Raw genomic sequence first — 25,482 nt, forward strand, 5'->3', positions numbered from 1 at the left:
TCACCATACATACTGACTCACGTCATACCATGAACTTTTACCAGATGATAGTTTTGAATGTAAATATCTTGCAAAAAAAATTGATCATAAAATGAGTACACTTCGCGAACAGTTCAATGAAGACGGATATGTCATTCTCAGAAATTTTCTAGAGAAGGATCAGATTAATTCCATTTATACAGAAGCTCGGAAAATATTCGCAGCTCAGATAAAAAGAGTGACCGGAAAGTCGGTTGACATAGATGATAAGGATGTTTTCGAGAATGCCATGTTTGAATTCTTTGAGAAGGATTTCGATGCATTTGTAGGCACAGGAAAAACAGTACAGCACAGTTTTTCCCTTCATCGTCTCGGACTTGATCCTAAAATTGAAAACCTTCTGAAAGAAGTTGGTTTGTCAAATCCTGTGATCGGAGCTCGCGCTGCTATGCAGTTCAACAGCCGTTTTCTTTCAAAAGACGGAAGCAAACATTGGAAGCTGGATGCGCATCAGGACTGGCGTACGGGACAAGGATCTTTGGATAGCGCCGTAATATGGTTTCCGATGGTGGATGCGGGTGCTGAAATCGGGGCTTTACAGGTGATTCCGGGAAGTCATAAATTGGGTCTTCAGGCGTCGAGTTCTTCAGGTTACCAAGGGGGGATTACTTCCTCTCTGAAAGAAGAGGATTTCGTTCAGACAGAATTTAAAGTGGGAGATATGTTGATCTTCTCTTCATTTCTGATACATCAGTCGGGAAATAATGTTACCAATAATATCCGATGGTCGGTGCAGCTGAGATATAATAATCTGGATGAGCCTACTTTCATCGAAAGAGGTTATCCGATGGCCTATATTTACAAACCGGAAACAGAACTTGTCACGCCTGACTTTCCTACCAGGGAGCAACTGATTGAGGTTTATAGTTAGTTAATATGAATTTATATAAGCATCAGTCTTCAACAGACTGGTGCTTTTTCTCTTTTATGAAAGTTTCAGTTTGTGTTCCTGCTTTTAATCATGAAAAGTACATCGGCCGGATGCTGGATGGAGCACTCATGCAGCAAACCAATTTTGATTTTGAAATCGTGATCGGTGATGATGCATCTACTGATAGTACTCAGGATATTATCAGGGAATACATGATAGCAAACCCAGGCCGTATTCGTGCTTTTCTTCATGCTGAAAATCAGGGTCCTTCCGCACCAAGGGAATTTGCTGGCAGGAACAACGTACTGAGTCTTCTGAAGGCCTGTAAAGGAGAATTTGTTGCCATGTGCGAGGGGGATGACTATTGGACAGATCCATTGAAATTGCAGAAGCAGGTGGATTTTCTGGAGGCTCATCCGGATTATATGATATGTCATCATAATGCAGAAGTCATTTACGAAGATGGCTCACCTAGTCACTCTTTCAACAGTTCTGATCAAAAACAGACTTCCACCATTGTTGATATTCTCGAAGACAAATGGTTTATGGCCACGGCAAGCTGGGTGTACAGGAATTATTTTTTAGAAAATGATTTTGCTGATTGGCATGCCAGAGCAGCAGCAGGAGATTGGGCGATCATAATTCAATTAGCAGCTCAGGGTAAAATCGGATATATTCCTGAAACGATGGGAATCTATCGTAAACATAGTGCGGGGCTGAGCAATGTGCATGCAGATACCAACAGAAAGTTTTGGCAAAACAGAAAGGAGATGTTTGAAGAGGTAAATGTATGGCTGAACTATCGGTATCACAAAACCATTGAAAAAACAGTTGCTAATTACAATGCACGCCTTTCAGAGCTTGACAAAATTGGACATTAAGATTAATAATCTTTAATTTGTACTGTTTTTACTGATTAACCTATATGAAGCTAAGCGTTGTAATACCAGCATATAACGAAGAAGAATCTATATCGGACACTTTAAGGTCGCTTTATAATACCTTAAATAAGTACAATATACCTCATGAAATATGTGTCACTAATGATAATTCGAAGGATGGTACATTAAGGGTATTGGATGAGTTGTCTCTTACGATTCCCACGTTGACTTACTACACCAATCCCGGCCCAAACGGATTTGGATATGCTGTGCGTTACGGACTGGAGCGGTTTAAAGGTGACTGTGTTGCTGTTTTTATGGCTGATATGTCCGATGATCCCGAAGATCTGGTGAAATTCTACAACAAAATGCTGGAAGGGAATTATGATTGCATATTTGGGTCACGCTGGGAAAAAGGAGGTAAAGTCATTGATTATCCGGGTTTGAAAAAGGTGATCAACCGTGTTGCCAATATGATTGTGAAAATGGTAATGGGAATCAAATACAATGATACTACCAACGCTTTTAAATTATACAAGCGCGAAACTATTGAAGGGTTAAAACCATTTCTGGCACCACACTTTAACCTTACCTTAGAGCTGCCGCTCAAAGCGATGGTTCGTGGCTATAACTATGCAGTAGTTCCTAATAGCTGGACAAACCGGAAATACGGAGAGTCTAAACTCAAAATTAAAGAAATGGGCAGTCGCTATTTCTTTATCCTGATGTACTGCTTTATTGAAAAGTATTTTTCAAGAGGTGATTTTAAGAAAAAATCAGTAGCACCTGTTAAGGAGGTAAGCAGGTAGTTTTTAATTAAGAATTAAGACTGGCGTCGGTGTGACTAAGAAAGAACTGCTGATTTTATTGAGAATTAATTTTGAAGAAGCTGAGTATGAGCTTATTCTTCATTTTTAACTTTTAATTCTTAACTCCCCAGTCCCACTTCACTTAATCCATGCCTGGATAAACGTCATTTTATGGGCTATATACGAAATTGCTAACCCCCATATTATGGCACTGATCGTCATCCAGATAAATATGGATGAACGGGGCACCCTGAATGCCACAGCCAGCAAAGGCCCGAAAAGAGGGGTGAATAGTGGTGGTGTTAGAAATGCGATCCCTATTATTCCGAATTTTTTCCAGATTTTGATGGCAAGGCGGTTTGTCTTGCTGAACCTTTTGGGAGGAGATTTTCTATACTGGCTTATGAGCGATTGTACTGCTTTTCCTGCATAGGTAAGTACAACTACACTGAACATCATTCCTATAGCAGAAAATAGCGCAGTTTCGAGCCAGGACAATTGTAACAAAACACCGGTGATCGGTCCTCCAAAGAATTTAAGAGTACTTGCCAGTGCTACTGATATGTATTTAAAAATAAGGGATTTCATCAGATTTTCACTTGGATCATTTCTGAAGCATAGCGCCTTGCAGCTTCATTGGTCTGAACATAATCGTCATAACCGGGGTTGGGTATAAAATTAACTTTTTCCAGCGTTTCCAGAATTACATCAGATATTTCGAGAAATCCGACCTGATCATGCAAAAACGCTTCTACGGCGATCTCATTGGCAGCATTGATGATGCATGCAGCATTGCCACCCTTTTCCAGCACATGGTAAGCGATTGCAAGGTTACGAAATGTTTCCATGTCCGGCTTCTCGAACGTAAGTGAAGGGTAATCCATGAAATTAAATCTGGGGAAATCACTTTTTAGCCGTTGCGGATAATATAACGCATACTGAATAGGCAGCTTCATATCAGGCAAGCCAAGTTGTGCTTTAATGCTGCCATCTTCAAATTGAACCAAAGAATGGACGATGCTCTGTGGATGAACAACGACTTCAATCTGACTGGCCGTAAGATCAAAAAGCCATTTTGCTTCAATTACTTCTAAACCTTTATTCATTAAGGTGGCAGAATCAATGGTGATTTTTGCTCCCATCGACCAATTAGGATGTTTCAATGCTTGTTCCTTTGTTACAGAAGCCAGCAGTGAACGATCTTTACCACGGAAGGGGCCTCCTGAAGCGGTCAGAATAATCTTCTCAATCGGATTTTGCGCTTCCCCGGCAAGGCACTGGAATATCGCCGAATGCTCAGAATCCACCGGGTAAATATGTACGTTATGTGCCTTGGCTAATCCCATGATCAGCTCTCCGGCTACGACAAGGGTTTCTTTGTTAGCCAATGCGATATCTTTCCCGGCTTTAATAGCATGTATGGTAGGAAGAAGTCCGGCATAACCCACCATCGCTGTTAATACTATATCAACGGAATCAGACTCAACTACAGAAACAAGTGCTGAATCACCGGTATAAACCTTTATTGGTAAATCAGAGAGTTCGTTTTTAACCTTATCCAGTAAATCTTCATTTCCTATAACAACTTTTTTGGGTTGAAACTTACGTGCCTGTTTAATCAATAAATCAGCACTATTTTGTGCCGTGATGACCTCTACAGAGAAAGTTTCCGGATTTGCCTCAATCACTTCCAGCGCCTGAGTTCCGATTGACCCGGTTGACCCGAGAATCGCTATACTTTTTTTACTCATAATATCTTAAAGATCCGTTAGGAGCGGTTTATTTTAATCAGTTCGTCGGCAATTTTACGATCGTTAGACAGTCGTGGCACTTTGTTCTGGCCCCCAAGTTTACCATTTGCCCGCATATAATCTATGAAAGTATTTTTGCGAAGTGGCACCAACACCAGTTGGCGAAGAATGCTTCCTTTGATAAGATCATCATAATATACGTTAAGTTCTGTAAGTCGACGATCCACATCAGCAATAAAATCCTCCATATTTGATGGTTCTTTGGCAAATTCCACCAACCATTCATGATATGGAAGTCCACCATTGGACGTTGTTACCATGGGAGCTACTGTAAATTCTACCACTTCTACTTCCCGATGGCGCTCCATGCCGTAGCGCAGTGCTTTTTCAATTTCTTCTCCGATTACATGTTCTCCAAATGCAGAAATAAAATGTTTGATACGGCCTGAAACGACGACGCGGTAAGGATTTGTAGAAACAAAACGTACTGTATCTCCGAGTGAATACCCCCACAATCCAGCATTGTTATTAACAATCATGGCGTAATTCTTACCGATTTCCACTTCCCCGATGGAAATTCTTTTTGGGTTTTCATCAAAGAAATTTTCAGCAGGAATGAATTCATAAAAAATACCTGTGTTGAGCAGCAATAATAAACCTTCTTCCTGTTGGGAGTCCTGATAGGCAAAGAATCCCTCTGAGGCAGGATAAAGCTCAATAGAATCAATACGCTTCCCGATAGATTCAAACAATTTGGCGCGATAGGGTTCAAAATTAACTCCGCCATAAATGAACAGGGAAAATTCAGGAAATACATCTTTAATTTTTTTACCGGTTCGCGCTATGATCCGATCAAAGTACATTTGTACCCATGGAGGAATGCCTGAAATGAGAGACATTGGCTGGTCTATGGTTTCATCTATAATTTGATCCAGTTTGGTTTCCCAGTCTTCGATACAGTTAGTTTCATAGCTAGGTAACTGATTGGATCGGAGATAGGCGGGTACATGATGGTTAGAAATTCCCGATAGACGTCCTGTTAGTATACCGCCCGTCTCCGTTAGAACAGGACTTCCTGATAAAAAAATGAGCTTGTTATCAAGGAACTGCGATTTTCCGGTTTCTGCAATGTATGTCAGAATGGCATTTCTGGCAGAGTTGATATGATTGGATATGGAATCCTGTGATATGGGAATATACTTGGTGCCGGAGGTAGTGCCGGACGTTTTGGCAAAATACAGGGGTTTTCCGGGCCATAAGATGTCTTGTTTACCCTCTTTGATCCGGGCAATATAACTTTTAAGATCTTCGTAGTCACTTACAGGCACGGCTTCCTTAAAGTCCGCATAAGAACGAATGTCCCTGAAATGGTGATCTCTTCCGAACTGCGTATCGCGAGCCTTTTTGATCAGCTTACTAAGCCATTCATCCTGTGTTTCTACGCTGCGCGCAATCCATTCATGCTGCTGTGCTACGATATAGTGAGCCAAAGGCGCACTCAAAAGTGATTTGATTCCCATAGTAAAACAAATGTACGCATGATTTGTAAATTCCGTTATAAATCAGGTAGCATGCAAGAGTGCTTTTAACGCGAATTTCCCCATATACGATCATGTATTTGCATACTAGTTCTACAAGCGGCAATGTATTGAAATGCGTGCAATTAGGACAGTTTTTGAAAGATAAAATCCCCCCAATGTGAATTTTAATAAATGACTTTGTTTGTGGGTATTTATCTGTAATTTTGCAACCTTGAAATCAGAGACAAAGAAATTTTAAATATATATATGGGATTGTTTGATTTTTTAACAAGCGACATCGCGATAGATTTGGGTACAGCCAATACCCTTATCATCCATAAGGATACTGTAGTTGTCGACGAGCCGTCTATTATTGCCATGGATAAAACCACTGGTAAGGTACTTGCGATTGGCCATACGGCAATGCAAATGCATGAAAAGACGAATGAGAATATAAAGACAATCCGTCCTCTCAAAGACGGTGTGATCGCAGATTTTACAGCTGCGGAAATGATGATCAGAGGTTTGATCAAGATGATCGATACCGGAAACCGTTTTTTTTCAGCTTCCCACCGAATGGTTGTTTGTATCCCTTCCGGTATTACCGAAGTTGAAAAACGTGCAGTAAAGGATTCATGTGAACATGCTGGAGCCAAAGAAGTATACATGGTTCATGAGCCTATTGCTGCGGCAATTGGTATAGGGATAGACATTACTCAGCCCAACGGTGTAATGATTGTGGATATCGGTGGTGGTACTACCGAAATTGCTGTTATCGCGCTTTCGGGTATTGTTTGTGAGCAGTCTGTACGTATTGCAGGTGATGTATTTACCCGTGATATTGTTGATTATATGCGTCGTGAGCACAATCTGTTGATTGGTGAACGCTCAGCGGAGTTAATTAAAATGGCGATAGGTTCGGCATCACCGGAACTGGAAATTGCATTGGAAGACTATCAGGTACGTGGTCGTGATCTAATGACTGGTATACCAAAAGAAATTAAAGTAACGTATAGTGAAATTGCTTATTCGTTAGATAAATCAATATCAAAAATAGAAGAAGGTGTGATGAAAGCACTTGAGATATCTCCACCTGAACTTTCAGCTGATATTTTCAAGAATGGTATCTGGTTAACAGGTGGCGGTGCACTTATTCACGGACTAGATCGCCGGATTTCTCAGAAGACCAAATTGCCTGTACATATTGCGGAAGATCCATTAAAGGCCGTAGTAAAAGGTACGGGAGAGGTTTTGAAGAACCTGGAACTTTACAAGCCTGTATTGATTTCCTAGTTCGGATCGTCAACGTTTTTTATAGCTCCCATAAATTTGGATATGGGAGCATTTTTTGCCTATGCTCCAGCTCGTTGATTTTGTTATCCGGAATCGTTTCTTCCTGGTGTTTGTTTTGCTGGAAGTTCTTAGTGTATGGCTTATTGTACGCAATAATTCCTATTGGGGTGCTACGTATTTTAATACTTCCAATTATTATGTAGCTAAGACACTTGCATTGTCTAACTCTGCTCAGGAGTATGCTAAACTGGGAGATATCAATGCGGATCTAGCTCATGAAAATGCAAGGCTACATGCTATGCTGGCCGATGTGACGCAACGTAATCCTTCTGATGCTCCTGCAGGCTATATCCCGGATTCGGCATTTGCTTCCCGCTTTTCATATACTGTGGCAAAAGTGGTTGATAACGAAACAACCAAGGCTAACAATGTCATTACCATAGATAAAGGTATGGCGGATGGTATACAGCCAGGTATGGGTGTAATATCAGCTACGGGTGTGGTTGGTAAGGTTCGCTTTTGTTCAGAAAACTACTCGGTAATTACTTCTATACTGCACTCGCAGTTTATGGTATCTTCAAGGCTTGTCAGAAGTAATGAGATTGGCTATGCAAAATGGGCAGGAAAAGATCCCTCTGTCATTGACCTGGTAGATGTGTCAAAATACACTAAGATTTTCAAAGGAGATTCGGCTGTAACATCCAATCAAAATTCTGTTTTTCCACCAGGTATTATGGTCGGCCGGGTAGAGCATGTGGAAGTACATCCGGATCAGACATTTTATAATATTGCTTTAAGGCTGGCTACCGACTTTAGGAACCTATCCTACGTCTATGTGGTGCAAAATCACCAGCTTGGGGAGCAGGAGAAACTTAAATCACGTACACAAGATCAAAAATGAGTCTACGGGAAGCTATTCAATACTCTTTAATGATATTGCTGTATATGATACTGCAGATTTTGTTTCTGCGTAATGTGGTAATGTTTAATTATGCTTTCTGCTTCGTCTACATCGGAGGTGTACTACTTCTACCGGCAGATACCGATCGGTTGTATTTGTTATTGATAGGTTTTGCTACCGGGTTCACCGTTGATGTTTTTTCGAATACTTTTGGTATGCATGCCTTTGCTACGGTTTTGATTGCATACCTCAAACCCTATCTAGTAAATTATCAAATGGAAGCTAAGGGAACGGAACGGATGGAACTCGGCATTCGGTCTCAGGGCCTTGGTTCATTTTTAGCGTACGTAGTTCCTCTTATTTTAATACATCATGCGGTTCTTTTTTTAATGGAGATGAACCACTTTGGCATGATCCTCTATACGCTTATACGAATTTGTGCCAGCGCATTACTGACAACCGTCGTACTGGTTCTTCTGGAACTTTTTTCAAAAAGGTAGTATGACAATTTGTCGTAACTAAATACCCTGGCTCATTATTTGATGTTTATACATATAATAATGAGCCAGGGTATGGTTTCAAATAATGAACCGCCAGTAGCGTTACGCCTTATCTAAAATGTTGAATGAGTTTTCGGTGCTTCAGAAAGCCGTTCATCAAATTTTAATTTGTACCGTTTGGAGCTGTTGTTAATCTTTGTAAATTCAGCATTCCTATGTTAGTCGCCATGTCAGAAACACTCACGAATAATGGATACACGGATGACCTTCGTTATGAGGTTTTTAACCGTGAATTCATGCCTCATATTGATTCCATGTATAACTTCGCCTTTCGTCTTACCATGGATGAAGACGATGCAAATGACCTGGTTCAGGACACATATTTAAAAGCTTTTCGATTTATTTCTTCTTTTGAGCAAGGTACAAATGCAAAAGCCTGGCTTTTCAGAATTTTAAAAAACAGCTTCATTAATGACTACCGCAAGAAGAGCAAAGAGCCTTCCAAAGTAGACTATCAGGAGGTCGAAACTACCTACAATTCGGAAGAGGCTTCTGACACCACCTATACCGTCGATTTGCGCGCTGATGCAGTTCAGGAGCTAATAGGAGATGAAGTGGCCAACGCATTGAATGCCCTGCCGGTCGATTTCCGCACGGTCATTATTCTTTGTGATATAGAAGGATTCACTTATGAAGAAATGGCTAAAATTCTTGATATACCTATCGGAACTGTAAGATCCAGACTGCACCGTGCCCGTAACCTTTTGAAAGAGAAACTGAAAAGTTATGCGAGCTCTATGGGATATGATTCATAACGTTTGAAACTTTTTTTGTAACCTACGTGGTTATAAGGTACAACTGTACATATTCCATAATTCTTTTTATCATTACCCGTAATGAATGCATCTTTGAAGACGCCTTCTGTGACAGAAGAAGCGCAAAAGCAAACCATGAAGCATACCTGCGAGCATCACACTGAATGCATGAAAATCATTCAGGCTATACTTGACGACGAAGCTACCGAGGCAGAAAAGGATCACTTCAGAGAAAATATGGATAAATGCATCCCTTGTATCGAATCTTATCGTCTGGAAAAGTGTATCAAAGATTCTTTAAGTAGTAAGGTTCAGAAGAAGCCTTGTCCTCAGAATATTCTGAATACTATTATTTCTAAAATTAACAGCTAGTAGTATTTGCGTGAAAGGTAAGCTCATCATATTTTCAGCCCCCTCTGGTTCCGGTAAAACAACTATCGTTCGCCATTTATTACAAAAGTATCCGTCTTTACTGGCTTTTTCCGTTTCTGCTGCAACACGTGACCAACGCGAACACGAGGTGAATGGAAAAGACTATTATTTTATTCCCAAGAAAGAATTTCGCCAGAAAATTGCTGATAACGAGTTTGCAGAATGGGAAGAAGTATATGCCGGTAATTATTACGGTACTTTCAAAACAGAGATTGAGCGTCTGTGGTCAGAAGGCAAACATGTCCTGTTCGATGTAGATGTTAAAGGCGGACTCAAGCTAAAGGAAATATACCGTGAAAGTGCATTGGCCGTTTTTGTGAAGGTATCATCAGAAGATGAAATCATTCGCCGGCTGAGCGGAAGAGGAACTGAGTCAGACAAATCTCTGGAAACCAGACTAGGAAAGGTACGATACGAACTTAGTTTTGAGGACAAATTTGACGTCACTCTGGTCAACGATAACTTGTCAGAAGCACTTGAAAAGGCAGAAAATCTCGCGCTGGATTTTATTGGTTCTTAAAATAATCTCAATAAAATTTTATTTGAATGAAAATCGGCCTCTTTTTTGGATCATTTAATCCCATCCATATTGGCCATTTAATCATTGCCAATACCATGGCATCTTCAACTGACCTGGAACAGGTTTGGTTTGTGGTGAGCCCTCAAAATCCTTTCAAGAAAAACAGCAGTCTTTTACACGAGTTCGACCGGTATGACATGGTTCAGCGAGCCATTTTAGATAACCCCCTTTTGAAGGTTACAGATGTTGAATTTCATATGCCCAAGCCAAGCTACACCATTGATACGTTGATCAGGATTCAGGAAAAATTTCCGCAGCATGAATTCCGGCTTATCATGGGTGAAGACAATCTGGCACAATTTCCAAAATGGAAGAACTTTCAGAAGGTTTTGGAGTATACAGGTCTTTACGTATATCCACGACCACAGTCATCTCCTCATCAATTTGCAAATCATTCTGCTGTTCGATTCGTAGAAGCACCTTTACTGGACATTTCTGCCACATACATTCGTTCTTGTCTTAAACATGAAGCATCCATCCGCTACCTGGTGCCCGAAGCCGTAGAGCAGATGATAAAGATGAAGAAATTTTATGTTTGAGTTTCAAGCAGGTTAAAATTCATTACAAAATATTTGCTGACATCTATTGGCACTTCATTCACAATGGCCGCTCCTGATAAGTAATCTCCGACAGCAAACCAATTGCATTGAATTTCAGAATCACCTTATTGGATTTTGAAGGAGCTTTGATGTCATCGCAATGGGTGCCTTTTTCAAGGAAGTATACGTAAAACTTCTGATTGCGTTCTCCCAATTGATGGATGTCGGGTCTTCCAAGGATTTCTCCCACTTCATCGGCATACTTACCCATCAGTTGCTTTTGTTCTGCTTTGAAGTCTTTCACAAGCGTGGTGCGTACGGCATTGCAGCTACCTCTGTCGCTGCGCCATTTTTTCAGGTCCAGTGTACCCAGCTTTTCGGGCTTGGAAGAACAGGACAACATGCCTGTCAAAAGTATAGCTGTTATAATATGTCTGATCATCTGGTACGCCATTTCAACAAAGTACGAAACTAGTCATATAATCATTTGTTTCGAAACCTTTTGCATAATTTGAGTGCAATAATCGATCTGTAAGTCATGAGAAAGCTACTATTACTTTTATTACTTGATGGTATATCTATAGCAGGCCAGGCTCAGTCCGCTCAGCCTATGGATGCCAATGATTGTGCACGAATATTTTTTAAAGCCTTACAGGATAAGGATGGAGCGACACTTCAATCCATTATGTCTCCCGATTTTTCGATCATAAGTTTTGATGGACAGCCTTTGGAAAGGGGGGTTATGTTGCAGGCAATAGAAGAGGGGCTTTTGTCCGTGGATAGCGGAATGCTTTCGCAAATGCGTACCAAAAACTATGGAGATGTCAGCATTGTTCAGGGAAGCTGGAGTGCACGCGGGCAAGTTCAAAACACCACTTTTAACTATGACCTGGCTTATATGCTTGTGGCTGTAAGAGGAGGGGGGAGCTGGAAGGTTACTGCATTACAGTTTACACCATTGAAGTAATCAAAAAGAAAGAGTGAGTCATATTGCATAACTCACTCCCATTTTATTTTGGTATAGATCAGCTCTCTAAACGTTCATCAAAGATTCACGACGACGCATTTTACCAGCAGGAATACCAAACATCATTTTAAAACGACGGCAGAAGTAAGCAGTATCTTTGTAGCCAACATCGGAACCGATAGCGCGGATGCTTTTCTTAGAAGTACGTAGCAGATCAACCGCTTTTTCCATTCTCTGGTATTCTATATAATCCTGTGGATTGATACCTGTCAGCATTTTGAAGTACTGACCTACGTAATCTTCAGAAACGTTTGCTACGTTAGCCAACACTTTGTTTGATAGGTCACCACCCAAATTATCCTTGATATAAGCGAAAATGTCGATCAAACGAGGATCCTTGAAATAGGTACTGTTTGTAACCAATTGTTCTACAAACAATTTATTTTTAAGGATGTAACGGATAATCTCAATAACAACCTCTTCGGTTTTGATTTTGATGATACGACCTTTACCTGGAGTATCCAGCATATCTTCTGTCAAAATCTGGTTGATCGTTGCCGCAATCTGATCATCACGTTTGATCAGGAATGGAGGAACATCCAGAGAAGTGAAGAAGTTAACGGTATCGAAAACTTTTGCTTCGAAAGAAATAAGACCGAATGAGTTAGGCAATTTTCCGATTAATGCCGGATCGTGACCTGCTTCGATGTAATTGTCACGGTTGGTCATGAATTCCTCATTGGAGACTGTTTTGGCAGAAGTTGCACTGCCGTAGGTAACAGTCGCGTGCTTGCCACCCGGGATGAAGAGCATATCGCCTTCTTCAACTTTCTGAGACTCCTCGCCTCCGAAAGAAACCTCTCCATCGTACAGAATTGTTAACGAATTTTGTACATCGTAAAAGTTTTTGATCGTGATCGGCTGCAAAATCCGTATATGACGAGCCTTTACGAACTTTACCCCCAATGACTCAATAATCTTATTATAGTCTTCCATGCTTGTATATATTTATGGGCTGAAGTGCCGTACTTTCTTATTTTGTACAAATCTAATAAATTGTACAAAACTAATACAAGTGTTTTTAGACAAAAAAATGAAAAAAAGTGATATTTTGGTATGAATTTAATCCAACATTTAGAATAAAATAGTCGTAAGGCCTTATTTGGAGTTATTTTAAAAGTTCACGTGCGATTACGAGTTTTTGGATTTCAGAGGTACCTTCGTAAATCTGCGTAATTTTAGCGTCTCTCATGAGCCGTTCTACATGATATTCTTTTACATAGCCGTAACCACCGTGAACCTGAACAGCTTCTGTTGTAACCCACATGGCAACATCGGACGCATATAATTTGGCCATGGCGGCTGCTTTTATATAATCTTTGCCTTGGTCTTTGAGTCGCGCAGCTTTGTAAACGAGTAGTCTTGCCGCTTCGATTCGTGTAGCCATTTCGGAAAGTTTGAATTGAATGGCCTGATGTTCGCTGATCGGCTTGCCAAACGTCTTTCTTTCCTGAGCATATTTCAGCGAGAGCTCAAATGCCCCGGAGGCAATTCCCAATGCCTGCGCTGCAATACCGATCCGGCCGCCGTTCAGGGTACTCATGGCAAATTTAAACCCGAACCCATCTTCTCCAATCCTGTTTTCTTTGGGTACTTTCACGTCAGTAAACATCAGTGTATGGGTATCCGAAGCCCTTATGCCCATTTTATCCTCTTTTTTACCTACCGAAAATCCTTCCCACCCTTTTTCTACAATAAAAACATTGATTCCCTTATGCCCTTTTTCGCGATGCGTATGTGCAATCACAAGGCAAACAGAGGATGAGTTTCCATTGGTGATCCAGTTTTTAGTGCCATTCAATAGGTAATAGTCATCTTCTTCTTTTGCAGTAGTATGTTGCGATGTGGCATCTGAGCCGGCTTCAGGCTCCGAAAGGCAAAAAGCGCCGATGTATTTGCCGGCAGCTAATTGCGTAAGGTATTTTTCTTTCTGAGCCTCCGTTCCGTAGGTTTCCATCCCCCAGCAAACCAATGAGTTATTCACCGACATGATTACGGATGCGGATGCATCGACTTTGGATAGTTCTTCCATCGCAATCACGTAGGAGAGCGTATCCATACCGCCACCGCCATACTCAGGTGAAACCATCATGCCTAAAAACCCCAACTCACCCATTTTTCGGAGAAGTACGGGGTCAAATTTTTGTTCATTATCCCTTTCAATCACACCAGGGAGTAGTTCATTTTGAGCGAAATCTCTTGCAGCTTCCTGTACGGCAAGGTGTTCCTCGCTCAGCTCAAAATCCATACAGTTTATCTCATTAGTATGTGCCATGGGCTATTTGATGTTTGGGAATGAAGTAATCAAAAATAAGACTTCGGACAATAGTATGCAAGCATACGAATTTCTAACGTGTTAAAACTTTGTGTATTGCTGCCTGTTTTGAAAAAAAGAAGTCTTAAGTTTGCGGTCTGAACGGAACATACGCACGCTTCAAGAATCTTTCATTACTGCTATTTATTCACATGCCTATTCTTACAGTCTTTTATTTAAAGCTGATCATCAATCTGGGTTTGACACTGGGAATCATCTGGACTATAAGCCGCTCAGAACTTTTCGCCAAATGGCAGCTGGAAAAAGATAAACAGATATTTTTACTGGCCTTTGTAATCTTTCGCTTAATTCCCTGGATCGGAATTTTCCTTGTCATCAATGAAGATCCGAGAGGAGATATTCCATTCTTTTTTTATAAAGCTGAGGCTGCAAAAAAAGGAGGGTTTGTGTACCGGGATTTCTGGTCCTATCACGCGCCGTTGTATGCTTATATTATCAGCTTGCCAGTATGGATATGGCACAATGCACGTGCTATTGTCCTTTTTATGGTGTTGATGGAAACCGGCATTTTATGGCTTACCTATCAAACGTACAAAGAGAGAAGCGCGAAATCATTGCAACTTGCAGTCATTTACCTCATGCTTCCGGCTGCATTTATGTATATCCTTGTTGACGGGCAGGAAGAAGTTTGGTTTTGGGGAGCTGCTTTACTGATTTGGAGATATACACTGAAAAATAAGGAAAATTACGAAGTAGGAATTGGGCTGCTCTATGCGCTTACGTTGCTTACAATCAAGGTTACATTTATATTTCTGTTGCCGGCATTGCTTGTGGTTGTAAAGCGACCTGTCAAAATGTTACTGGTGATGGCGGCTGTAGGTATTCCTGCTGTCGGGTTTCTCTATTGGCAGATCGGGGATTTGTTCCTGATGCCGATTCAGCATACGGAGCAATTGATGACGCCTAATTTGTTTTCGGTGACACGTCCCTGGGTAGAGCTGGTACTACATATCAATGAGAAAAAGTCGACCATGATCAATTGGTTCGGACTTTTATTCACTGTTTTTGTGCCGGTATATATGGCCTATAAAGCTCGCCACAAACATATCAATGAAGTTTTACCAGGAATATTTATTGCCTGCTTCGTATGTATGATGATTTTTCAGGCCAGTGCCATGGGGGCGTATGTGATTGCTTATCTGATGGCGGCTTTGTTCGAAATTATAGATATCAGGAAAACCGGGCACATTGCAGTGCTCATTGCTCTTAACTGGCTTACTGTGGTTCAGCCATTTGTATGGGTGTATATTGGGCAACCTGCCTACACCTCACCGGCGATGTTTGCAAATCCATTGTTTTTATTCGAGTATTTGCTGCAAATCATGAATGTGCTTTGCTTCTTCTGGATTCTGCGTGAAACATACAGGAAAGTGGTTTTATCACCTAAACTTTCCGTAGCATGAGTATCGTTTGGGCGAAGCTGGGAATCAGTGTTATCAGTGTATTATTACTGATCCTGATGCTTTTTAGAAAAAGCGTATTGACTAAATGGCTGGAAAATCAGGGAGTGCGTGTAACGCTTTTGTCCGGCTGGGTGCTCTTTCGCTTGTTGCCTTTCATAGCGATTTATCTGATAGCCGGTCTTGCTACGACGTCAGATGTAAACGGTTTTTGGGATGAAGGTAGTAAGGCTTCTCAGGGAATGATCGTGTACCGTGATTTCTGGTCTCCTTATTCTCCCTTGTACGCATATTTTCTCGGTATATGGCTGAAAATCTGGTACGACCCTAAAATGATTGTGCTTACCATGGCGGTCATGGATGGTATTGCCTTGTTTATATCATGGCATTTTTACAGACCATTTCAGTCCAAAGGTATTTTTTTATTTAACGCTTTGGTCTATTACATTTTGCCGGGAGCGCTGATATTATGTATTGTAGGAGCACAGGAGGATGTTTGGATGTGGCTTTTTGTAGCGCTTGCGTATCTGGCCAGGGAACGAAAGGTGAGTGTGGCGTGGTATTCGTTCATTCTGGCTATTGGTTTACTGATGACCAAAGCCATTTTTGTATTGATTCTGATTCCACTTTTTCTGATTGAGAAAGAGAAAATCAGGTTTATGATACCGATGATTATTGTAGGTATTATATCTCTGGGGATTTTGTACCCGCTCGTAGGCTGGGAATTCACGCAACCTATGGACGAAGCACAAACGCTTAGGGCTCCTAATATTCCCGCTATTCTGAACCCCTGGTTTAATAATCATATAGGTGTAGGGGAGAAGTTCTGGAACTGGATCGGGTTGGTAGCCTCAGTTGGGCTGGGTTGTCTGGCGGCCTGGAGATTACGAAAGGCTGATTTTCGCATCATGCTATCCCGAGTTTGGGTTGTACTTTATGCCACCATGATGGTGGTACAGCAAAGTGCATACAGCAATTATATCTTTCTTTTTCTGATTCCGCTGGTGTTTTATGTGATCAATTGGAAAAGCCCTGTTCAGGTCATTTTGCTACTGATTTTTAACATTCTCTGCGTCGTGCATCCGTCGTATTGGTGGAGATTGGGAATGCCATGTTATATGTCTCCCCAGGACATGGTCTCTTCTACGGAGCTGCTTACGGATTATCTGATGCAAGTGGCTATTGTGTTGATGACCGGATATTTTGTCTGGCTTGCATTCCCTAAAAAAAGTCAGCGGATATAGCCCATCAGCTTCATATCTTTTACCGGATCTTTCAGAAGAATACACCGGCCAACGGGTGCGAGCAAATACACAGCGTCACTCAGATTTGTTACATATTGATGCATATGGTCCGACACCAAAATTCCCTTGTTCTGCTTTTCAAGGTGAATGATCTTTACTAACGTTTCTATGCTACGCGGAGATAAATGTGTAAATGGCTCATCCAGCAACACGAACTTCACAGGGGAGAATAGTATAAGCAGCGTTTCTATCAGTCTTTTGTAGCCACCTGAGATCTTTGCGGCAGAAGTATAACGAGATGTCTGCAATTCAGGAAAAAAGTCGATCATACGATCATATTCAACCTGATACATCCGGCATATCTGATTAATCCTCATGTTTGGCGGTATAAAATTAAACTGAGGAAGGTACCGTACCAGGCCCGGCTCCTGATATGGATGAGCTATATAATCTCCGTTCCACCTGACAGATTGACTCTGGCCTCGCAAACTTCCGAATATCATCCTCAGCAGACTTGATTTCCCTGTTCCATTTCTCCCCAGCAGACCTGTGACTTTTCCGGTCTCTAACTGGATATAAATGTTCTGCAGGATTTTTCGATTGTTATATTCCAGCCACATGCTGTCCGCTTCGAGTTTGTGCGTAATCATAGCTGAGTATACATTTTAACTACCGCCACCAACAAAAAGAAGATCAGTATATCTAGTCCAAATGCGGTCAGATATAACCTTGTTTCTGATATACCAAGATTGTGATATAAATAGCGCTGAGAAGCCATCCGGTATTTTCTCATATAGCGCAATATGATGTAGTCAGTAATAAGCTTGATGATCAGATATCTTGGGAGGAACACATGAAAATTCTTGTCTAAAGGAAGATCTGCCAATGCCCATAATGCAAGCGAGATTATGCCTGTAAAAAGACCAATGGAGCGGTAGAAGTATAGGATTGCTGTCATTCATTTATCTGTTTCAATTTTTGAGGCAATGTAGAGAAATGGCTTTGAGTTAATATGGGCATTAAGCTTTTTTAACAGGCAAATCATCACAAGGAAATAGCCCTTTAACTTATTTTAACATAGGAGGATAGGTGGCGGAAGTATCTTTGAGGGTATCACATATATTCTATGCTACCAGTTGGATTACATACTTTATACGAACTTCAGATTATCTCGGAAAAAGTACATGAGGAGTCGATTCTCTCTTTTTTTGACAGGACCGTTTCTTACGGTGGAAGGGATTTGCTGAAAAAGATGATCCGGGAACCGAAGGAGTCGGTGGAGGATATCATTGAAGAGCAAGAGTTGCTGAGATCTGTTATTACCAATTACTCCTGGTGGGAAGTGAATGTTTCCCATGCTTATATCGCTGCGACCGAGCATTACTATGAAAGTAATATAGGGCATACGATGGCTCAGGATATTGTTCAGCACTGGTTTCAGACGATGATGTTTGCCTATAAAAATGAGGCGGAATTTTATCTGATTCAGAGCGGGGTTACAGCAACGATCAGGGTTTTCAGAGCTTTGAAAAGAACAGTTTGGCAGCTCTCTTATATGGATGTGCCGGATTCCTTTAAAAAGGATTTTGAGTTTATAGTGGCTTTCCTCGACTCGCTGATGTTACGTCCCTATATGCAGGAAGAGGATAGGGGTATAAGTAAAATGAGTGTTTTTCATCTGGATTACTTCTTGCGAAAGCAATGTAAAGATGAGTTCAGACGGATGCTTGATATACTGTACAAGCTGGATGCCATGTTGTCTATTGCTATGACGGCCCGTGATCATGCGTTGTATTTTCCGGAATTTGTCTCTGATGACGGAGTTCTTGAAGTATCTGATTTGTGGCATCCCTTGCTTCAGAATCCCGTCAAAAATGGTTGTACACTCACAAGAGAGTCAGGTATTTGTATACTTACAGGAGCCAATACCAGCGGAAAAACGACCTTTTTAAAAGCGTTGGGCATTTCTGTTTATCTGGCACATCTGGGCTGGCCGGTTCCGGCGGCTAAGCTGCAACTTTCTTTTTCGGATCGGCTGTTTACTTCCATACATCTCTCTGATGATCTTACCCTCGGATACAGTCATTTTTACAATGAAATCATGAGAATTAAAGAAATTGCTCAGGCGCTGGCCAATGGAAAAAGGTGTTTGGTGTTGATAGATGAGCTGTTCAGAGGTACAAATCAGGAAGATGCGCTGCACTGTTCGGGTACCGTTGTGAATGGCTTTCTCAATTATTCAACGTCAGTTTTTGTGATCTCTACACACCTCATGGAGCTTTTGAAGAATTACGAAAAGAACCCTTACATCAGGTTCAATTGTTTCAAGACGATGATTACCCGGGATGGATTTGAAAATACTTACAAGCTGCAAGATGGCGTAGCAACCGAAAAGGTAGGTAAACTGATCATGGAAAATGTTGGGATTCCTGAGTTGCTGGAAGGTAATAAAAGCATAAAGCCCTCACAAAGGTGAAGGCTTTACATAAGTTTTTGACGCGGATTCGATTACTCGATCACATCAAAACCGCAATAAGGAACCAATACAGCCGGCACACGGATGGTACCATCTTCCTGCTGATTATTCTCCAAAAGAGCTGCAACAATACGCGGAAGTGCAAGTGCTGAGCCATTCAGGGTATGAAGAAGCTGCGTTTTCTTATCCGCATTTTTGTAACGCAATTTAAGGCGGTTTGCCTGGTAGGTTTCAAAGTTGGATACAGAGCTACATTCAAGCCAGCGTTCCTGTCCGGCAGACCATACCTCAAAATCATACGTTAACGCAGAGGTAAAGCCCATATCTCCACCGCACAAACGGAGTATGCGATAAGGTAATTCCAGCTTTTCAAGAAGGCTTTTTACATGCTCAACCATCTCGTCCAGTGCTTTGTACGATTCTTCAGGTTTGTTGATCTGTACAATCTCAATTTTGTCGAACTGATGCAGACGGTTCAACCCTCTCACGTGCGCTCCCCAACTTCCTGCTTCACGACGGAAGCACGGTGTATACGCAGCATGTTTAACCGGAAGCTCAGATTCCGGTACGATTACATCGCGGTATAAGTTGGTAACAGGTACTTCAGCTGTAGGGATTAAATAAAGATCATCCTGTGCATCGTGGTACATTTGTCCCTCTTTATCAGGGAGTTGCCCTGTTCCGAAGCCTGAATCAGCATTTACTAAAATAGGAGTCTGTACTTCTATGTAGCCTGCTTTTGTTGCTTCGTCCAGGAAGAAAGAAATCATCGCACGTTGTAAACGCGCCGCTTTGCCTTTGTATACAGGAAATCCTGCACCGGTAATTTTATTACCCAATTCAAAGTCAATGATCGGAGCCTGCGATTTTCCCAACTTGCGGATCAATTCCCAGTGGGGCAGCGCACCGGCGTGTAAAGCAGGTTTTTCGCCCTTTTCAAGCACGTTTACATTGTCTTCCGCAGTTCGGCCTTCCGGAACGCTTTCATGCGGCAGGTTAGGAAGTTTTACAAGTTCCTCCAGTAAAGCCTGTTCTATCTCCTTGTGTTTGTCGTCAAGCGTTTTGGAGCGTTCCTTAAGAACGGCAGTCTCTGCTTTGGCAGCCTCTGCAGCTTCTTTTTGCCCTGATTTCATCAAAGCACCGATCTCTTTCGCTTTGTTGTTGGATTCGGCCAGAACGGTATCCAGTTCCTGCTGCACCTCCCGGCGACTCTGGTCAAGTGTATTGATCTGATCTACGGCCTTCTCAGCATCCTTAAAATGCTTTTTCTGTAATCCTGCGATTGTCAGTTCTCTGTTTTCGCGGATGAAAATGGGTTGTAACATATGGCTGTCAGCTGTCGGCGTTGAGCAGGCAGCTTTTTAAAGTTTTAATCAATTTTCCCGAATCTCTTACTGAGCCGAGAATATATTTTTCATAGCATCTTCATAATAGAAAAGACGCTCGTTTAGCACGTTCAACGCTTCTGACTTGTATTTCGAATGAATCAGAAGAGAAAGGTTATGCTCGGATGCACCATAAGAAATCATTCTGATAGGAATGTTCTTCATCGCATCCAGTACTTTAAGGGCAATTCCTTCTTTGTCCGCACTGAAGTTGCCGACAATACAGATGATGTTCTGATCGCGGTCGTGCTCTTCCAGGTCTGCGAATTCTCTTAACTCGGCCGTAATCGCTTCCAGGTGTTCCGAGTTATCAATCGTTACCGACACAGATACTTCCGAAGTAGTAATCATGTCGACAGGCGTTTTATATTTTTCAAAAATCTCAAATACTCTACGCAGGAATCCGTAAGCATTCAGCATACGGGTTGAATGGATATAGATTGCCGTGATGTTATCCTTCGCTGCAATGGCTTTAATTTCACGGTCTGAACTCTGGTTTGCGATCAGCGTACCAGGTGCTTCCGGTTGCATCGTATTTTTCAGACGAACAGGCACTCCTCTTAGTTTGGCGGGCGTGATCGTACTTGGATGCAGAATTTTTGCACCGAAATAGGCCAACTCTGCAGCTTCTTCAAATGTAAGTTCTCTGATCGGGAATGTTCTTTTTACGATGCGGGGATCGTTGTTGTGCATTCCGTCAATATCTGTCCAGATCTGAATTTCGTCTGCACGAATCGCTCCACCAATCAGTGACGCTGTATAGTCTGATCCGCCACGTTTCAGGTTATCCACTTCCTCACGTGGGTTACGGCAGATGAAACCTTGTGTTACTACAATTTTAGCATCTGTATGCTGGTTCAGTATACCAACAAGCTTCTCTTCAATTGTTGCCATTTCCGGCTCGCCATCTGCGTCTATACGCATAAAATCAAGCGCTGACAAAAGCACCGCGCTGTCACCTTTTTCTTCCAGATAAGCCTGGAACATTTTAGTGCTTAAAATCTCTCCTTCCGCAACCAGCTCTTTATCCTGCTTAATGGTGAAAGGTTTGATGCCTACCAGAGATCTGATAAAACCAAATTCACTTTCAATAATTTCTTTGCCTTTTGCGAGCCCTTCTTCCGTAGTATACAGTTCGGTAATAAACTGATCGTAATGCGCTTTTAATTCGTCTGTTTTTGCAATGGCTTGCTCTTCGTCGTAGGCTTTTGCCGACTCTCCAATGGAAAGAAGAGCGTTTGTCGTGCCGGACAAAGCTGAAAGAACCACAATTTTACGATTGGAATCATTTTCAAGAAGTTCGCGGATCGAATGCATACGCTCGGGTTTCCCTACCGACGTGCCACCAAATTTCCAGACTTGCATAAATTTATAGTGATTGATTTTTGATTACTTATTTTTTGAACTGCCACTTATGGTCATTGATTGTCAAGGATAGTCAGGAAATGGTCATTGATGGCCACTTATGGTCAGGAAGTTGTCATTGATTGTCAGAGATTGCTAATGCCGACCCTTGACTATCCTTGACCACTCTTGACAATGAACGACCATCTCTTGACTACAAATGACCACCCTTGACTACAAATGACTGCCCTTGTCAATACCTGACAATTGTTTACCTGACGAATATTTTGTCTTTAAGCCCTACCATTTTGATGGCCGTCATCGCTGCTTCATCGCCCTTATTACCATGAACGCCACCTGCTCTGTCGATGGCCTGTTCCATGTTATTGGGAGTCAATACACCAAATATCACAGGCTTGTTATTTTGAATACTGATATTGGTAATGCCCTGAGCTACTGCATGATTGATGTAGTCGTTATGCTTTGTTTCTCCCTGTATCACCACCCCGATGGCGATGACAGCATCGATATCTTCACGCTGAGCATACCAGTGTGCACCAAGCGTCAGTTCAAAGCTCCCCGGTACATTTCCTCTTTCAATATGTTGCGCCAATGCACCGTATTGTAATAAGGTTTGATAAGCACCTTCAAAAAGCTTTTCAGTTATTTCATCATTCCACTCTGCAACAACAATTGCAAATTTCTTCTTGCTGATATCAGGAAGATCATTGGTCGTAAACACACTTAAATTTTTATCAGCGCTGGACATAGCTTATCAACTGGTTTGTAAATTTTATAATCAACAGAACCTGAATTGGATCAGGTAATCACTTAAATAAATAAGGGGCCGGAACAAAAAAAGGATAAAACCGTTGTCGGCTTTATCCTTTTAAGAACAGTAATAATGATCCATTATTTGCCGACCTGTCCTTCCAGTAATCCCATGTACTTCTTAGCATTCACAACTTCCGAGGAAAGTGGGAACTCGTCAATAACACGTTTATACGTAGAAACAGCATCAGTAGCCTGATTTCCCTTCTCTTGTGCAAGAGCAAGCTTCATCAGATAAACGGGTGTAAAAAATTCATTTTTTTCATATTCAGAAGCTTTCTTATAATAAGAAATTGCTTCGGCAGCTTGATTTTTTTCAAGATAAGCATCTCCGATCAGAGATTGAGCACGCGCATGAAGCAACAGATCAGAAGAACTGAACGCCTGAAGACGGTTGATCGCTTCGTCAAACTTTCCTTCTTTCAATAAAGCAACACCTGCATAGAAACTTGCAAGATTGCTGGCGTCTGTACCTTTGTAACTATCTGCGATAGACAAAAGACCTTCATTCCCGCCGCTACCATTCAAAGCTTTCTGTAAAGAATCAGCTTCAAAATCGTAAACAACATTCGCAAGTGCAGTCTGTGCAGTTCCTTCCTGGCTATCGATATAGAAACGATAACCTGCAAAAGCTACAACAGCGAGCAAAATAGCGCCGCCGATACCATAAACTACATTACGGTTTTTCAGGAAGAAAATTTCTGCTTTACTGATTTGTCCGGCCAAAGCCTCAGGTGTTTCAATAATTTCAAAACCGGACTCATCCGTGTTTTTCTTGCTCATATCAATTTAGAATTCAATTTTGGAGTGCAAAGTTATGAAAACTTTATTAAGTCAAAACATCTTAGCACACAATTCTTTAAGTTCTTAATATTAGGATACTATTCGGTATTCGACTTCCCTCATTTGTGTCATATATTTTGATAAAAAGAGTGGGATGTCTAAAAAGATTTATGGACAATAAAAAACGAACGGCATAGTAAACAATTACTGAATACTATGCCGTTCGTTTTTTATATCAATTCGGTATTAGCTGTATAAAGGAAAATCTTTCATCCATGTATTAACCTCCTGTTTCACAGTAGCTATTTTAGCATCATTGTCATGATTAACCAATACGGTATCAATCATATCAACAATACGTTCCATGTCGGATTCCAAAAGTCCGCGGGTTGTCATAGCAGCAGTTCCAACGCGCATACCAGAAGTTACCATCGGCGATTTTTCGTCGAAAGGAACCATGTTTTTGTTGATGGTAATATCCGCTTTGATCAATGTATTTTCGGCTAGTTTACCAGTCATTACAGTTTCAACTCCATTTTTAGAGCGAAGGTCGATCAGCATTAAGTGGTTGTCTGTGCCGCCCGATATAATTCTGTAACCTTTTTCAGTAAATGCTTTGGCCATTGCCTGAGCATTTTTGGCAACCTGTGTAGCATAGTTGTAATATCCTTCGCCCAATGCTTCGCCAAAAGCAATTGCTTTTGCAGCAATAATGTGCTCTAATGGTCCGCCTTGTGTTCCCGGGAATACACCAGAGTCCAACAAAGATGACATGGTGCGAAGTTGTCCTTTTTGTGTTTTGATACCGAATGGATTCTCAAAATCATTACGCATCATAATAACACCACCACGAGGGCCACGAAGTGTTTTGTGTGTTGTAGTAGTTACAACATGACAATGGTCGAATGGATCCTTAAGCAATCCCTTAGCGATAAGACCAGCCGGGTGAGCGATGTCAGCCATCAATAATGCACCAACCTGGTCAGCGATTGCACGCAAACGCTCATAATCCCAGTCGCGGCTGTATGCAGAAGCACCGCAGATCAATAATTTCGGTTTTTCCTTTACGGCAGTTTCTTCAACTTTATCCCAGTTGATAAGACCTGTTTCTGCTTCTACGCCGTAAAATACGGGTTGGAAATATTTACCTGAAATGTTAACTGGGGAACCATGAGAAAGATGTCCGCCATGTGCCAGGTTAAAACCCATAATTTTGTCGCCAGGATTCAGGCAGGCCAAAAATACTGCTGTATTTGCCTGTGCACCTGAGTGTGGCTGCACATTAGCCCATGTAGCTCCGAAAAGCTCTTTCAGTCTGTCAATTGCAATTTGCTCGATTTCATCTACAACCTCACATCCTCCGTAGTATCTTTTTCCAGGAAGTCCTTCGGCGTATTTATTAGTTAGCACACTTCCGGCAGCTTCCATTACCTGTTTTGAGGTAAAGTTTTCGGAAGCAATCAGTTCGATGCCCTCTTCCTGACGATTTTTTTCTTTATTAATCAGGTCAAAAATGGCAGTGTCACGTACAACGCTTGTGAGTGTAGACATGGGATTTAACAGAAAATGATGTTGAATGTAGATTAAGCCGCAAAAATACAAGCAATTATCGTGGAAAGAAAAAATACATGATACTTTCTGTTTTTTTGTAAAACAGCGGTAAATCGGGAAAATATGGATAATGGCCTTTTGGTGTTTCCAGACAGTATATTTAATAGACAGTTAT

At 41.5% G+C, this 25,482-nt stretch carries 27 protein-coding genes; 14 read left to right on the forward strand and 13 right to left on the reverse strand.

Annotation, left to right across the window (positions count from 1 at the left end; genetic code table 11):
• Nucleotides 1–91 precede the first annotated feature (91 nt).
• From AC1XUE_RS21325 to AC1XUE_RS21335, 3 genes are read left to right on the forward strand one after another with little or no spacing between them, the layout of a single operon-like run.
• Nucleotides 92–910: a phytanoyl-CoA dioxygenase family protein gene (locus tag AC1XUE_RS21325; RefSeq protein WP_483358044.1), complete on the forward strand. Its 819-nt coding sequence runs from the start codon at nucleotides 92–94 to the stop codon at nucleotides 908–910.
• Nucleotides 911–915: 5 nt separating this feature from the next.
• A complete protein-coding gene (locus AC1XUE_RS21330; RefSeq protein ID WP_483358045.1) occupies nucleotides 916–1,791 on the forward strand; it encodes a glycosyltransferase family 2 protein in 876 nt (291 codons plus the stop codon).
• A 44-nt stretch (nucleotides 1,792–1,835) separates the two neighbouring features.
• Nucleotides 1,836–2,600 carry a glycosyltransferase family 2 protein gene (locus tag AC1XUE_RS21335; RefSeq protein ID WP_483358046.1) on the forward strand — a complete coding sequence of 255 codons (765 nt, stop codon included), beginning with the start codon at nucleotides 1,836–1,838 and terminating at the stop codon, nucleotides 2,598–2,600.
• Between the two features lie 138 nt (nucleotides 2,601–2,738).
• Here the strand turns inward: AC1XUE_RS21335 and AC1XUE_RS21340 are convergent, their stop codons facing one another.
• The 3 genes from AC1XUE_RS21340 to AC1XUE_RS21350 are packed head-to-tail and all read right to left on the reverse strand — an operon-like array spanning nucleotide 2,739 to nucleotide 5,871.
• The gene (locus AC1XUE_RS21340) at nucleotides 2,739–3,188 is read right to left on the reverse strand and encodes a hypothetical protein (RefSeq protein WP_483358047.1); all 450 of its coding nucleotides are present in this window, start codon (nucleotides 3,186–3,188) and stop codon (nucleotides 2,739–2,741) included.
• Entirely contained in the window at nucleotides 3,188–4,351 is a 1,164-nt protein-coding gene (locus AC1XUE_RS21345; RefSeq protein WP_483358048.1) for a 1-deoxy-D-xylulose-5-phosphate reductoisomerase, read from the reverse strand. The genes AC1XUE_RS21340 and AC1XUE_RS21345 overlap by 1 nt, the downstream gene beginning before the upstream one ends.
• A gap of 17 nt (nucleotides 4,352–4,368) precedes the next feature.
• Nucleotides 4,369–5,871, reverse strand: a complete 1,503-nt coding sequence (locus tag AC1XUE_RS21350; RefSeq protein WP_483358049.1) for a GH3 auxin-responsive promoter family protein — start codon at nucleotides 5,869–5,871, stop codon at nucleotides 4,369–4,371.
• 267 nt (nucleotides 5,872–6,138) lie between these two features.
• Here AC1XUE_RS21350 and AC1XUE_RS21355 point away from each other — a divergent pair, with 267 nt between their 5' ends.
• The 7 genes from AC1XUE_RS21355 to nadD all read left to right on the forward strand — a co-directional run bounded on the left by AC1XUE_RS21355 (nucleotide 6,139) and on the right by nadD (nucleotide 10,931).
• Entirely contained in the window at nucleotides 6,139–7,164 is a 1,026-nt protein-coding gene (locus tag AC1XUE_RS21355; RefSeq protein WP_115833542.1) for a rod shape-determining protein, read from the forward strand.
• A gap of 61 nt (nucleotides 7,165–7,225) precedes the next feature.
• On the forward strand, nucleotides 7,226–8,065 hold the full coding sequence (mreC, locus tag AC1XUE_RS21360) for a rod shape-determining protein MreC (protein WP_483358050.1): 840 nt from the start codon (nucleotides 7,226–7,228) through the stop codon (nucleotides 8,063–8,065).
• Nucleotides 8,066–8,109: 44 nt separating this feature from the next.
• Entirely contained in the window at nucleotides 8,110–8,565 is a 456-nt protein-coding gene (locus AC1XUE_RS21365; RefSeq protein ID WP_483358051.1) for a hypothetical protein, read from the forward strand.
• A 227-nt stretch (nucleotides 8,566–8,792) separates the two neighbouring features.
• Nucleotides 8,793–9,380 (forward strand): sigma-70 family RNA polymerase sigma factor, encoded by a 588-nt coding sequence (locus AC1XUE_RS21370; RefSeq protein WP_229213821.1) that lies wholly within the window; start codon nucleotides 8,793–8,795, stop codon nucleotides 9,378–9,380.
• An 81-nt stretch (nucleotides 9,381–9,461) separates the two neighbouring features.
• A complete protein-coding gene (locus AC1XUE_RS21375) occupies nucleotides 9,462–9,752 on the forward strand; it encodes a phosphohydrolase (protein WP_483358052.1) in 291 nt (96 codons plus the stop codon).
• A 10-nt stretch (nucleotides 9,753–9,762) separates the two neighbouring features.
• Nucleotides 9,763–10,332: a guanylate kinase gene (gene gmk / locus AC1XUE_RS21380; protein ID WP_483358053.1), complete on the forward strand. Its 570-nt coding sequence runs from the start codon at nucleotides 9,763–9,765 to the stop codon at nucleotides 10,330–10,332.
• Nucleotides 10,333–10,358: 26 nt separating this feature from the next.
• Entirely contained in the window at nucleotides 10,359–10,931 is a 573-nt protein-coding gene (gene nadD, locus AC1XUE_RS21385; RefSeq protein ID WP_483358054.1) for a nicotinate (nicotinamide) nucleotide adenylyltransferase, read from the forward strand.
• Between the two features lie 58 nt (nucleotides 10,932–10,989).
• Here nadD and AC1XUE_RS21390 read toward each other — a convergent pair whose 3' ends face one another.
• Complete coding sequence (locus tag AC1XUE_RS21390) at nucleotides 10,990–11,373, reverse strand: hypothetical protein (RefSeq protein WP_483358055.1); 384 nt, start codon at nucleotides 11,371–11,373, stop codon at nucleotides 10,990–10,992.
• Between the two features lie 96 nt (nucleotides 11,374–11,469).
• Here AC1XUE_RS21390 and AC1XUE_RS21395 point away from each other — a divergent pair, with 96 nt between their 5' ends.
• A complete protein-coding gene (locus tag AC1XUE_RS21395; RefSeq protein WP_483358056.1) occupies nucleotides 11,470–11,898 on the forward strand; it encodes a nuclear transport factor 2 family protein in 429 nt (142 codons plus the stop codon).
• A gap of 66 nt (nucleotides 11,899–11,964) precedes the next feature.
• Here AC1XUE_RS21395 and AC1XUE_RS21400 read toward each other — a convergent pair whose 3' ends face one another.
• Both AC1XUE_RS21400 and AC1XUE_RS21405 read right to left on the reverse strand, forming a co-directional pair.
• On the reverse strand, nucleotides 11,965–12,894 hold the full coding sequence (locus AC1XUE_RS21400; RefSeq protein WP_115833550.1) for a helix-turn-helix domain-containing protein: 930 nt from the start codon (nucleotides 12,892–12,894) through the stop codon (nucleotides 11,965–11,967).
• Nucleotides 12,895–13,066: 172 nt separating this feature from the next.
• Nucleotides 13,067–14,206, reverse strand: coding sequence for an acyl-CoA dehydrogenase (locus AC1XUE_RS21405; protein WP_483358419.1), 1,140 nt, complete (start codon nucleotides 14,204–14,206; stop codon nucleotides 13,067–13,069).
• 218 nt (nucleotides 14,207–14,424) lie between these two features.
• On the opposite strand from AC1XUE_RS21405, the gene AC1XUE_RS21410 reads away from it, so the two are divergent.
• Nucleotides 14,425–15,696, forward strand: a complete 1,272-nt coding sequence (locus AC1XUE_RS21410; protein WP_483358057.1) for a hypothetical protein — start codon at nucleotides 14,425–14,427, stop codon at nucleotides 15,694–15,696.
• Complete coding sequence (locus AC1XUE_RS21415; RefSeq protein WP_483358058.1) at nucleotides 15,693–16,937, forward strand: hypothetical protein; 1,245 nt, start codon at nucleotides 15,693–15,695, stop codon at nucleotides 16,935–16,937. The genes AC1XUE_RS21410 and AC1XUE_RS21415 overlap by 4 nt, the downstream gene beginning before the upstream one ends.
• Here the strand turns inward: AC1XUE_RS21415 and AC1XUE_RS21420 are convergent.
• Complete coding sequence (locus tag AC1XUE_RS21420) at nucleotides 16,925–17,587, reverse strand: ATP-binding cassette domain-containing protein (RefSeq protein WP_483358059.1); 663 nt, start codon at nucleotides 17,585–17,587, stop codon at nucleotides 16,925–16,927. The two genes, AC1XUE_RS21415 and AC1XUE_RS21420, sit on opposite strands and share 13 nt — an antisense overlap.
• Nucleotides 17,584–17,895: a hypothetical protein gene (locus AC1XUE_RS21425; protein WP_483358060.1), complete on the reverse strand. Its 312-nt coding sequence runs from the start codon at nucleotides 17,893–17,895 to the stop codon at nucleotides 17,584–17,586. Before AC1XUE_RS21425 ends, AC1XUE_RS21420 begins: the two co-directional genes overlap by 4 nt.
• A gap of 168 nt (nucleotides 17,896–18,063) precedes the next feature.
• Here AC1XUE_RS21425 and AC1XUE_RS21430 point away from each other — a divergent pair, with 168 nt between their 5' ends.
• Complete coding sequence (locus tag AC1XUE_RS21430) at nucleotides 18,064–19,413, forward strand: MutS-related protein (RefSeq protein WP_483358061.1); 1,350 nt, start codon at nucleotides 18,064–18,066, stop codon at nucleotides 19,411–19,413.
• A gap of 32 nt (nucleotides 19,414–19,445) precedes the next feature.
• On the opposite strand, the gene serS is transcribed toward AC1XUE_RS21430, so the two are convergent.
• The 5 genes from serS to glyA form a co-directional block, all read right to left on the reverse strand.
• On the reverse strand, nucleotides 19,446–20,738 hold the full coding sequence (gene serS / locus AC1XUE_RS21435) for a serine--tRNA ligase (RefSeq protein WP_483358062.1): 1,293 nt from the start codon (nucleotides 20,736–20,738) through the stop codon (nucleotides 19,446–19,448).
• A gap of 66 nt (nucleotides 20,739–20,804) precedes the next feature.
• Nucleotides 20,805–22,163 carry an aspartate kinase gene (locus AC1XUE_RS21440; protein WP_483358063.1) on the reverse strand — a complete coding sequence of 453 codons (1,359 nt, stop codon included), beginning with the start codon at nucleotides 22,161–22,163 and terminating at the stop codon, nucleotides 20,805–20,807.
• 250 nt (nucleotides 22,164–22,413) lie between these two features.
• Nucleotides 22,414–22,911 (reverse strand): 6,7-dimethyl-8-ribityllumazine synthase, encoded by a 498-nt coding sequence (gene ribH / locus AC1XUE_RS21445; RefSeq protein ID WP_483358064.1) that lies wholly within the window; start codon nucleotides 22,909–22,911, stop codon nucleotides 22,414–22,416.
• Nucleotides 22,912–23,054: 143 nt separating this feature from the next.
• Nucleotides 23,055–23,756, reverse strand: a complete 702-nt coding sequence (locus AC1XUE_RS21450) for a tetratricopeptide repeat protein (protein WP_483358065.1) — start codon at nucleotides 23,754–23,756, stop codon at nucleotides 23,055–23,057.
• A 246-nt stretch (nucleotides 23,757–24,002) separates the two neighbouring features.
• Nucleotides 24,003–25,307, reverse strand: a complete 1,305-nt coding sequence (gene glyA, locus AC1XUE_RS21455) for a serine hydroxymethyltransferase (protein ID WP_483358066.1) — start codon at nucleotides 25,305–25,307, stop codon at nucleotides 24,003–24,005.
• Nucleotides 25,308–25,482 lie beyond the last annotated feature (175 nt).

It is taken from the genome of Dyadobacter sp. HNCC25DJ187 (assembly GCF_056895255.1).